The following is a 9,879-nucleotide window of genomic DNA, read 5'->3' as shown; positions in this document are numbered from 1 at the left end:
CCGCCGCCCCCGGCGACTCCCCACCCTTCTCCGGCCCCGCCCCCTTCAACGGAACCTCCTTCACGAACACCGCCGCCGCCAGCACAGCAACCGCCACCACAGCCCCCAGCAGAAACGCCGAGTGCGTCCCGGAGGCCACCGCGTACTGGTACGCCTCCCGCGCCGCCGCAGGCAACTTCGCCAGGCTCGCCGCGTCCAACTGCGCCGACCGCTCGGTCACCTGGGACCCCAGCGCCCCGGCCCGCTCGTGCATCACGTCCTGCACCCGGCTGTTGAACAGCGCCCCCATGATCGCGACCCCGAACGAGGACCCGAGCGTACGGAACAGAGTGGTCGTGGAGGACGCGACTCCCATGTCCTTCATCTCGACGCTGTTCTGCGCGACCAGCATGGTGATCTGCATCAGACAGCCCATGCCCGCCCCGGCCACCGCCATGTACAGACCGGACGTCAGCCGCGAGGTGTCCGTGTCCATCTGCGAGAGCAGGTACAGCCCGATGCTCAGCAGCACACCGCCGGCCACCGGGAACACCTTGTACTTGCCGCTGCTCGTCGTCACCCGCCCCGCGATCATGGACACGACCATCATCGCCGCGAGCATCGGAAGCAGCAGCAGCCCGGAGTTGGTCGCGGACGCGCCCTGCACGGACTGCTGGTACAGCGGCAGGAACAGCACCGCGCCGAACATCACGAACCCGGTGATGAAGCCGATGACGGACATCAGGGTGAAGTTGCGGCTGCGGAAGATGTGGAGCGGAATGATCGGCTCGGCGGCCTTGGTCTGCCAGAACACGAACCCGACGAGCGAGGAGACGCCGATCCCGATGAGCTCCATGATCATGGCGGAGCCCCACGCGTACTCCGTACCACCCCAGGTCGTGACGAGCACGATCGACGTGATGCCGACGGTCAGCAGCGCGACGCCCGGGTAGTCGATCCGCGTCTTCGCCCGCTTCTTCGGCAGGTGCAGCACCACGCTGATGGCGGCGAGCGCCACGACACCCAGTGGCAGGTTGATGTAGAACGACCAGCGCCAGCCCAGGTGGTCTGTCAGCGCTCCGCCGACCAGCGGTCCGCCGATCATGGCGAGCGCCATCACACCGGCCATCAGGCCCTGGTACTTGCCACGCTCACGCGGCGGAATCAGGTCCCCGATGATCGCCATGACGCCGACCATCAGGCCACCGGCACCGAGCCCCTGCACCGCGCGGAAGCCGATCAGCTGTCCCATGTCCTGGGCCATACCGCTGAGCGCCGACCCGATCAGGAAGAGCACGATCGAGGTCATGAAGACGCCCTTGCGCCCGTACATGTCGCCGAGCTTGCCCCAGATCGGGGTGGAGGCGGCGGTGGCGAGCGTGTAGGCGGTGACGACCCACGCCAGGTGTTCGAGCCCGCCCAGTTCACCGACGATCGTCGGCATCGCCGTACCGATGATCATGTTGTCCAGCATCGCGAGCATCATCGCGATCATGAGCGCCAGCAGCACCACCCGCACACTCCGCGGCTGCTTGCCCTCCGGCTTGCCCTGCTTGCCCTCCGGCTTGCCCTGCTCGCCTACGGCACCCTGGCCGCCCTGCTCGTCCTCAACTGCCCGCTTGTCCGCCATCGTCTCCACCCCACTCCCCCACGCACTCCTACTTACTTGCCGACCGGCAAGTTGGCTACACTGGGGAAGCTAAACCCCTAACTAGCCGGGCGTCAAGTAAGTATTTCCTCAAGGGCACTCCCGAGAGGCCAGCAGCAGCAGAAGCCGCAGAAGCCGGAGTCGAGCATGGACCGCACCAAGCAGCGCCGCCGCGGGGACACCCGCCAGCGCATCCAGGACGTGGCGCTCGAACTCTTCGCCGAGCAGGGCTACGAGAAGACCTCGCTGCGGGAGGTGGCCGAGCGCCTCGACGTCACGAAGGCGGCCCTCTACTACCACTTCAAGACCAAGGAAGAGATCATCGTCAGCCTGTTCGAGGACCTGACGAAGCCGATCGAGGACCTGATCGAGTGGGGCCGCCAGCAGCCGCACACCCTCGACACGAAGCAGGAGATCGTACGCCGCTACAGCGAGGCGCTCACCAAGGCCGCCCCGCTCTTCCGCTTCATGCAGGAGAACCAGGCGACGGTACGGGATCTGAGCATCGGCGACACGTTCAAGACACGCATGCTCGCCATGCGGGAGATCATCATCGATCCGGAGGCCCCCCTGGTCGACCAGGTCCGCTGCATCAGCGCGATGTTCACCCTGCACGCCGGGATGTTCGTCCTCCAGGACCTCGCGGGTGACGCGGACGACAAGCGCAAGGCGGTCCTGGAGGTCGCGATCGACCTGGTGACCCAGGCACACGAGGGTGCCGGGCAGCCGCACGAGAGCGCGGGGCAGCCCTCGTAACCGCCCCGTCCGGTCAGACGGTCACGCCCTTGGCCCGCAGAAAGGCGACCGGGTCGACGGCGGACCCGTAGTTGGGGGTCGTACGGATCTCGAAGTGCAGGTGCGGCCCGCTGGAGTTCCCGGTGTTGCCGGACATGGCGATGTGCTGCCCGGTCACCACGACCTGGCCGACCTTCACGCCGATCCGCGAGAGATGGGCGTACTGCGAGTACGTCCCGTTGCCGTGCCTGATGACGACGGCATTGCCGTACGCCGGACCGTCACCGGCGCCGTTGCCGCCGGCCTTGACGACGGTGCCGCCGTGCGCGGCGACGACCTTGGTACCGCTCGGCACGGCGAAGTCCTGGCCGGAGTGGGTGGACGACCACATGTTGCCGGCCTGGTTGAAGCCGGCGCTCAGCTTGTACTTCCGGACCGGGTCCACCCAGGAGGCGGCCTTCTTGGCAGCGACCTTCTTGGCGGCGGCCTGAACCTTTACGGCGCCCGTCGCACCCGTCTCGGCGGCAGTCGCGACCCCGGCCGCCCCCAGCGCGACCGACACCCCGAGGCCGACGGCCAGAGCCGAGACACGTGAGACGCGGGAGACGCGAGAGACGCGAGAGACGCGGGGGAGACGGGCCGTACGGGAGTCGGTGGACGGGGTGGCGGCGCGCTGGAACATCAGGACCTCACGGGGACGGGGACAGAGAAAGCCACCCGGCACGTGCGTTCCGGCCGGATGGGCAATCCCTTGGTACCCCCACCCGTCACTAAGCCTCAAACCCACGTACTACGACACAAGATAGTAATGACCTACCAATTCACCCACTTATTGACAAAACAAACGCCTTCCCCCACTCAGAACAAATCACACCTCACTCGCATGAACACCAACTAATCACCCTAGTAATGAGCAATTCGCCTGTGCCTCATGTCACCGGCCCGCAAGATCCAGAAACGTATGACTGTGACGCGCACAACGCGCCGAATAAACCCGCTCCGGCTACTGGCACCTCGCCGCTACCCGTGAGTAATGTGCCCTTCCCGTCAGCGCCATCCGGCTCTATAAGCATGGCCCTGACATGCGCATGCCCTGGCACCGCCCAGCCCGACGTGAGAGGACCCCCATCCCGATGACAAGAGGCTCCTGGACGCCCCGGACACGCCGTATCGGCCTGACCGCAGCCGCCGCGGTCGCCGCCATGACACTGGCCGGCCCCGGCACCGCCCAGGCCGCGACCACCGCGTCCACCGCGTCCGTGTCGGCGGCCGCCGCCGAGAACGTCGACCACGCCACCTGGCAGCGGGACTGCCAGGCCGTGATGGACCAGGCACTGCCCTACCTGAAGCAGCGCATCGCCGCCGCCTCCAAGGGGGAGAAGCCGGCGATCGTCTTCGACATCGACAACACCACCCTGGAGACCGACTTCGGCTTCAGCTACCCGTCACCGGCCAACGCGCCCGTGCTGAAGGTGGCCCAGTACGCCCAGGACCACGGTGTCGCCCTCTTCTTCGTCACCGCGCGCCCGGACATCATCAAGCCCGTGACGCAGTACAACCTCACGCACGTCGGCTACGACGTCGCGGGTCTGTACGTGCGCAATCTGTTCGATCTCTTCAAGAACGTGGCCGACTACAAGACCGCGAAGCGCGTCGACATCGAGTCCAAGGGCTACACGATCATCGCCAACATCGGTAACAGCACCACCGACCTGTCGGGCGGCCACGCGGAGAAGACGTACAAGCTGCCGGACTACGACGGCCAACTGTCGTAGGTCGTCAGGGCATGCGAGAGGGGCCGGTGCTGTGAAGCACCGGCCCCTCTCGTTCGTACAGAACCCTTAGGCAGACCCCTCAGTCTCAGGGAAGACCGTCGGGCCTCGGACGCGACCCCGCAGGATCACGCCTCCTTGCTCAGGTTCGGTCCGGCACCGCCGGCCGCCTGCTCGATCGGCGGGACGTCGGGCAGCGCCGACTTCTCCTCACCCCGGAAGGTGAAGGTCGCCGTCTCACCCTCGCCCTCCGTGTCGACGACCACGATGTGACCGGGGCGCAGCTCACCGAAGAGGATCTTCTCGGAGAGCGTGTCCTCGATCTCGCGCTGGATCGTGCGACGCAGCGGGCGGGCGCCCATGACGGGGTCGTAACCCTTCTTGGACAGCAGCTCCTTGGCGGCCTGGGAGAGCTCGATGCCCATGTCCCGGTCCTTGAGGCGCTCGTCCACCTTGCCGACCATCAGGTCGACGATCTGGAGGATGTCGACCTGCGTGAGCTGCGGGAAGACGACGACGTCGTCGACGCGGTTGAGGAACTCGGGGCGGAAGTGCTGCTTGAGCTCGTCCGAGACCTTGTTCTTCATGCGCTCGTAGTTGGACTTCTTGTCACCGGAGGCCGCGAAGCCCAGGTTGAAGCCCTTCGAGATGTCCCGCGTGCCGAGGTTGGTCGTCATGATGATGACCGTGTTCTTGAAGTCCACGACCCGGCCCTGGGAGTCGGTCAGGCGACCGTCCTCCAGGATCTGCAGCAGCGAGTTGAAGATGTCCGGGTGGGCCTTCTCGACCTCGTCGAAGAGGACGACGGAGAACGGCTTGCGGCGGACCTTCTCGGTCAGCTGGCCGCCCTCTTCGTAACCCACGTATCCGGGCGGGGAACCGAAGAGACGCGACACCGTGTGCTTCTCGCTGAACTCCGACATGTCGAGGGAGATCAGCGCGTCCTCGTCACCGAAGAGGAACTCGGCCAGGGCCTTGCTCAGCTCGGTCTTACCGACACCGGACGGGCCCGCGAAGATGAACGAACCACCGGGACGCTTCGGGTCCTTCAGACCCGCACGCGTACGACGGATCGCCTTCGAGAGCGCCTTGACGGCGTCCGTCTGGCCGATGACCCGCTTGTGGAGCTCGTCCTCCATGCGCAGCAGACGGCTCGACTCCTCCTCGGTCAGCTTGAAGACCGGGATGCCGGTGGCGGTCGCCAGGACCTCGGCGATCAGCTCGCCGTCGACCTCGGCGACGACGTCCATGTCGCCGGCCTTCCACTCCTTCTCCCGCTTGGCCTTCGCGGCGAGGAGCTGCTTCTCCTTGTCACGCAGGGAGGCGGCCTTCTCGAAGTCCTGCGAGTCGATCGCGGACTCCTTGTCGCGGCGCACGCCGGCGATCTTCTCGTCGAACTCGCGCAGGTCCGGCGGAGCGGTCATCCGGCGGATGCGCATCCGGGAACCGGCCTCGTCGATGAGGTCGATCGCCTTGTCCGGCAGGAACCGGTCCGAGATGTACCGGTCGGCGAGCGTCGCCGCCTGCACCAGGGCCTCGTCGGTGATCGAGACGCGGTGATGCGCCTCGTACCGGTCGCGCAGGCCCTTGAGGATCTCGATCGTGTGGGGGAGGGAAGGCTCCGCCACCTGGATCGGCTGGAAGCGGCGCTCGAGGGCCGCGTCCTTCTCGAGGTGCTTGCGGTACTCGTCGAGCGTGGTCGCACCGATGGTCTGGAGCTCGCCACGGGCCAGCATCGGCTTGAGGATGGAGGCCGCGTCGATGGCGCCCTCGGCGGCACCCGCGCCGACGAGCGTGTGCAGCTCGTCGATGAACAGGATGATGTCGCCGCGGGTGCGGATCTCCTTGAGGACCTTCTTCAGGCGCTCCTCGAAGTCACCGCGGTAGCGGGAGCCGGCGACGAGCGCGCCGAGGTCCAGGGTGTAGAGGTGCTTGTCCTTGAGGGTCTCGGGCACCTCGCCCTTGACGATGGCCTGGGCGAGACCCTCGACGACGGCGGTCTTGCCGACGCCGGGCTCACCGATGAGGACCGGGTTGTTCTTCGTACGGCGGGACAGCACCTGCATGACCCGCTCGATCTCCTTCTCGCGCCCGATGACCGGGTCGAGCTTGGATTCACGAGCGGCCTGGGTGAGGTTCCGGCCGAACTGGTCGAGGACCAGGGACGTCGAGGGGGTGCCCTCGGCGGGGCCGCCACTGGCGCCGGCGGTCTCCTTGCCCTGGTAGCCGGAGAGCAGCTGGATGACCTGCTGCCGCACCCGGTTGAGATCTGCGCCCAGCTTGACGAGGACCTGGGCGGCGACGCCCTCACCCTCGCGGATCAGGCCGAGCAGGATGTGTTCCGTGCCGATGTAGTTGTGGCCCAGCTGAAGGGCCTCGCGGAGCGAAAGCTCCAGGACCTTCTTGGCACGGGGGGTGAAGGGGATGTGCCCGGACGGGGCCTGCTGCCCCTGCCCGATGATCTCCTCCACCTGCTGGCGGACCGCCTCGAGCGAAATCCCGAGGCTCTCCAGGGCCTTAGCGGCGACACCCTCACCCTCGTGGATCAGGCCCAGGAGGATGTGCTCGGTGCCGATGTAGTTGTGGTTGAGCATCCGGGCTTCTTCCTGAGCCAGGACGACAACCCGCCGCGCGCGGTCGGTGAACCTCTCGAACATCGTTAATCGCTCCTCAGAGCGGTCAGGCAGTAAGGGGACGCTCCCCTCCCTGTCCTTCCGCAGCTTAGTCCCGCAAGCGGGGACCGCTCATTCCAACTGCCGACACCGGACCGAGAACCAACACAGCCTCCTGACCCCGCACGCCGACATATGCTCCAACCCGATCGTGCGAGACGATGTTCCCGCAGGCCAGGCAGTTACCCTCACTATCACTACGCCGATGGCGAACGTGAGACGGCCTTTTCTGCGTGTCGCCCCCTCCCACTAGGGATGTCTTACCCGTACGGACTGACACTCCATGCCGGATGCACCGGTTCCCTCCGCTACGGGCGAACAACATTGCGCCTCCGACCGGCTTTACGCACTCCCGCAATCGACACTGTGCGCATCCGCCGGGACACCCAGCGTAACTTGCGGCCTCTCGCGGCGGTTGGCTTTGGCATGGTCTCCGCTGTCCCCCTTCCCCGTCGGCCTCTCGCCCTTGCTCGTGCTCTTGATACGGGTGACACCACGAGTGGTCTCACCGGTGCAGCCGCTGGCGACGTCCCGAGTGACGTCCTCGGTCACGTCTCCAGCGAGGTGCGGCGTTGGTACGAGAACGAACTGGGGTGGGCAACAGTGCCCGGTCCGGTTTCCGCGGGACTTTCGCCGCGCCTGGTCACGGGCCTGCTCTTCGACGTACTGGACGTGCCGGCGGAGGCGGGCTTCGCGGCGCTGCGGCACCGGGGGCAGACACGGGCGCCGCGTTCCCCGGTGGCCCTGAGCGGGGACCGGATGCTGCTGCTGGTGGCCGCGGGCAGCGCGGACGAGTTGCCGGGGCTGCTGGACTGGCTGGAATGGGGACGGCTCACGCCGGACCTGAGGGCGATCGGGGCGGGCGGCGACATCGAGGCACCCCTGCCGCCCGGCCGGCCGGGACAGCCCGGGCCGCCCGTCGCGGCGGGCGACTTCCCGGGGCGTACAAATCCGCAGGGGGCCGCGCTCTGGCTGCGGCCCCCTGAAACAGGACGCGGGACGGAAATCCCGCTGCCGACGATGTCGGCCCTGGGAGGCGTCGGAGGCGCCCCCGATCTCGTACGGCTGGTGGACACGCTGGCGACGCAATGCCATCGCATCCGACTGCGGCGCGCGTGCGCTCAGCCGTTGGCCTTCTCGTAAGCCTCGCGAATGGACGCGGGAACACGGCCACGGTCGTTGACCTCGTAACCGTTCTCCTTCGCCCAAGCGCGGATCTGCGCGGTGTCCTGGCTGCCGCCGGAAGCGACACGCGCCTTTCCACGCCCGCCGGAAGCACGGCCACCGGTACGTCGGCCGCTCTTGGCGTAGGGGTCGAGAAGACCGCGAAGCTTGTCAGCATTGGCAGTCGTGAGGTCGATCTCGTACGTCTTGCCGTCCAACGCGAACGTCACGGTCTCGTCGGCCTCGCCGCCGTCGAGGTCGTCGACAAGAAGGACCTGAACCTTCTGTGCCACCGGATTTCCTTTCATCGATAACTCGGGAGCCGAGGCCTGCGGCGTGCGCCGCCGATTCGCGTCCCCTGTTATATGCAGTACTGCAGTACGTCGGAAAGCAAACCGCTTTTGCCGGAAAAACACAAACCCCCGGGAGAGACCGACCTCCCTTCCCCGGACCGGAAACGTGCGCGTTTCGGACATAGGGAACCTGGGCAGGGCGGCTCAGAGAATTGCTGGATGCCCGATCACAGATGCAGAAGCATCCGGCTGTTGCCCAAGGTGTTCGGTTTCACTCGTTCGAGACCGAGGAACTCCGCGACGCCCTCGTCATAGGAACGCAGCAGCTCGGCGTAGACATCGGTGTCAACGGGTGTCTCGCCGATCTCCACGAAGCCGTGCTTGCCGAAGAAGTCCACTTCAAAGGTCAGACAGAAAACGCGACGAACACCCAGCCAGCGGGCGGTCTGCAGCAACTTCTCCAGCAACTGGTGCCCCACGCCGGAACCCCTGAGGTCCGGGTTCACCGCAAGAGTGCGGACTTCGGCGAGGTCTTCCCACATGACATGGAGTGCACCGCACCCCACGACCTCGCCGTTGTCGTCGCGTTCCGCGACCCAGAACTCCTGGATGTCCTCGTAAAGGGTCACCGTCGCTTTGTCGAGCAGGATACGGCCACGGACGAACGAGTCAAGGAGTCCGCGTACGGCCTGGACATCGCTGGTCCTGGCCCGCCGGACGGTGATGGCTTTCGCTGGGACTTCGGGACGCGTCGCTGACATGAGCGGACGCTATCGCTCGGTGGGTCCTTGCGCCGAGGCGGGGTTCTCGTAGTCGGTTTGTTCGGGGGCTTCCGTCTCTTCCGGCCCTTGGACGATGCGAACGGCATCCCTGAGGTCGAGCCGCTGTTCTTCGCTCATCATGCCGAAGAACGCGACGAGAGCGGCGGCCGGGTTGTCACTCTGCGACCACGCGTCGTTCATCAGCGCGGCCGCGTAGGCGGCACGGGTGGAGACCGCCTCATATCGATAGGCCCGGCCTTCCGCCTCGCGACGGACCCAGCCCTTCTGATGGAGATTGTCCAAAACGGTCATCACCGTGGTGTACGCGATGGACCGTTCCTGCCGAAGGTCTTCCAGGACTTCTCGAACGGTGACCGGGCGGTTCCACTTCCACACCCGCGTCATGACCGCGTCTTCGAGTTCTCCCAATGGGCGAGGCACAACTCAGCACACTAGTGGGAGAAACGGTGAATAGCGCGGGGGACGTGCGCTTTCGCTGCCAAATGCCTACGAAACGGCGCGGTCCTGCCCGGCCTGTCCGCTCTGCTCGGCCCGGGCGAGGACGGCGTCGACGACCGCGTCCTCCTTGGCCTTGTTGGCACCGCCCTGACTCTTCACCATCGTCACGATCACACCGATGAAGAGCGCGGCCATCACTACCGGGGGCACGAGCGCCGAGACGTAGTCCATGGGGTCCAGAGTAGCCAGGGCCGACGAAAGGCCCGGGCGGGGGCCCGGGCCTTTCGTGATTCCGGCCTGCGCGGCCTGCCAGGTCAGCCCGCGGCGAGCTGCTGCGGGGGATTCGCGGGCGGGGTGGGTTTGCGGCGGGGAAAGACCTCGCCCGGGGTGGGGACG

General features: G+C 66.6%; 10 protein-coding genes. 3 read left to right on the top strand and 7 right to left on the bottom strand.

The window, feature by feature from the left end; translation table 11 throughout:
- Positions 1-1,609, bottom strand: a 1,609-nt coding sequence (locus ADL01_RS13685; RefSeq protein ID WP_053742246.1) for an MDR family MFS transporter, incomplete at its 3' end; no start/stop codon positions are given.
- Between the two features lie 165 nt (positions 1,610-1,774).
- Here ADL01_RS13685 and ADL01_RS13680 point away from each other — a divergent pair.
- The gene (locus ADL01_RS13680) at positions 1,775-2,383 is read left to right on the top strand and encodes a TetR/AcrR family transcriptional regulator (RefSeq protein WP_053742244.1); all 609 of its coding nucleotides are present in this window, start codon (positions 1,775-1,777) and stop codon (positions 2,381-2,383) included.
- Positions 2,384-2,396: 13 nt separating this feature from the next.
- On the opposite strand, the gene ADL01_RS13675 is transcribed toward ADL01_RS13680, so the two are convergent.
- Positions 2,397-3,044, bottom strand: coding sequence for a M23 family metallopeptidase (locus ADL01_RS13675; protein ID WP_053742243.1), 648 nt, complete (start codon positions 3,042-3,044; stop codon positions 2,397-2,399).
- 451 nt (positions 3,045-3,495) lie between these two features.
- Here ADL01_RS13675 and ADL01_RS13670 point away from each other — a divergent pair, with 451 nt between their 5' ends.
- A complete protein-coding gene (locus ADL01_RS13670; protein WP_053742242.1) occupies positions 3,496-4,137 on the top strand; it encodes an HAD family acid phosphatase in 642 nt (213 codons plus the stop codon).
- Positions 4,138-4,262: 125 nt separating this feature from the next.
- Here the strand turns inward: ADL01_RS13670 and ADL01_RS13665 are convergent, their stop codons facing one another.
- A complete protein-coding gene (locus ADL01_RS13665; protein WP_053742241.1) occupies positions 4,263-6,791 on the bottom strand; it encodes an ATP-dependent Clp protease ATP-binding subunit in 2,529 nt (842 codons plus the stop codon).
- Between the two features lie 441 nt (positions 6,792-7,232).
- On the opposite strand from ADL01_RS13665, the gene ADL01_RS43685 reads away from it, so the two are divergent.
- Entirely contained in the window at positions 7,233-7,949 is a 717-nt protein-coding gene (locus tag ADL01_RS43685) for an SCO3374 family protein (RefSeq protein ID WP_053742240.1), read from the top strand.
- On the opposite strand, the gene ADL01_RS13655 is transcribed toward ADL01_RS43685, so the two are convergent.
- From ADL01_RS13655 to ADL01_RS13640, 4 genes are all read right to left on the bottom strand, one after another.
- Positions 7,928-8,263, bottom strand: coding sequence for a histone-like nucleoid-structuring protein Lsr2 (locus ADL01_RS13655; RefSeq protein WP_053742239.1), 336 nt, complete (start codon positions 8,261-8,263; stop codon positions 7,928-7,930). The two genes, ADL01_RS43685 and ADL01_RS13655, sit on opposite strands and share 22 nt — an antisense overlap.
- A gap of 227 nt (positions 8,264-8,490) precedes the next feature.
- Positions 8,491-9,024: an amino-acid N-acetyltransferase gene (locus tag ADL01_RS13650; RefSeq protein WP_053742238.1), complete on the bottom strand. Its 534-nt coding sequence runs from the start codon at positions 9,022-9,024 to the stop codon at positions 8,491-8,493.
- Positions 9,025-9,033: 9 nt separating this feature from the next.
- Entirely contained in the window at positions 9,034-9,429 is a 396-nt protein-coding gene (locus tag ADL01_RS13645; RefSeq protein ID WP_053742245.1) for a BlaI/MecI/CopY family transcriptional regulator, read from the bottom strand.
- Positions 9,430-9,531: 102 nt separating this feature from the next.
- Positions 9,532-9,714 (bottom strand): hypothetical protein, encoded by a 183-nt coding sequence (locus ADL01_RS13640; RefSeq protein ID WP_053742237.1) that lies wholly within the window; start codon positions 9,712-9,714, stop codon positions 9,532-9,534.
- Positions 9,715-9,879: the final 165 nt, after the last annotated feature.

The organism is Streptomyces sp. NRRL WC-3618 (genome assembly GCF_001280005.1).
Classification (GTDB): Bacteria; Actinomycetota; Actinomycetes; order Streptomycetales; family Streptomycetaceae; genus Streptomyces.
This window is presented reverse-complemented; position numbering and strand designations above follow the sequence as displayed.

Bases quoted from the DNA above. Each gene is read 5' to 3' on its own strand.
- ADL01_RS13680 (WP_053742244.1), top strand. From the start codon at position 1,775: ATGGACCGCACCAAGCAGCGCCGCCGCGGGGACACCCGCCAGCGCATC.
- ADL01_RS13675 (WP_053742243.1), bottom strand. From the start codon at position 3,044: ATGTTCCAGCGCGCCGCCACCCCGTCCACCGACTCCCGTACGGCCCGT.
- ADL01_RS13670 (WP_053742242.1), top strand. From the start codon at position 3,496: ATGACAAGAGGCTCCTGGACGCCCCGGACACGCCGTATCGGCCTGACC.
- ADL01_RS13665 (WP_053742241.1), bottom strand. From the start codon at position 6,791: ATGTTCGAGAGGTTCACCGACCGCGCGCGGCGGGTTGTCGTCCTGGCT.
- ADL01_RS43685 (WP_053742240.1), top strand. From the start codon at position 7,233: ATGGTCTCCGCTGTCCCCCTTCCCCGTCGGCCTCTCGCCCTTGCTCGT.
- ADL01_RS13650 (WP_053742238.1), bottom strand. From the start codon at position 9,024: ATGTCAGCGACGCGTCCCGAAGTCCCAGCGAAAGCCATCACCGTCCGG.
- ADL01_RS13645 (WP_053742245.1), bottom strand. From the start codon at position 9,429: ATGACGCGGGTGTGGAAGTGGAACCGCCCGGTCACCGTTCGAGAAGTC.
- ADL01_RS13640 (WP_053742237.1), bottom strand. From the start codon at position 9,714: ATGGACTACGTCTCGGCGCTCGTGCCCCCGGTAGTGATGGCCGCGCTC.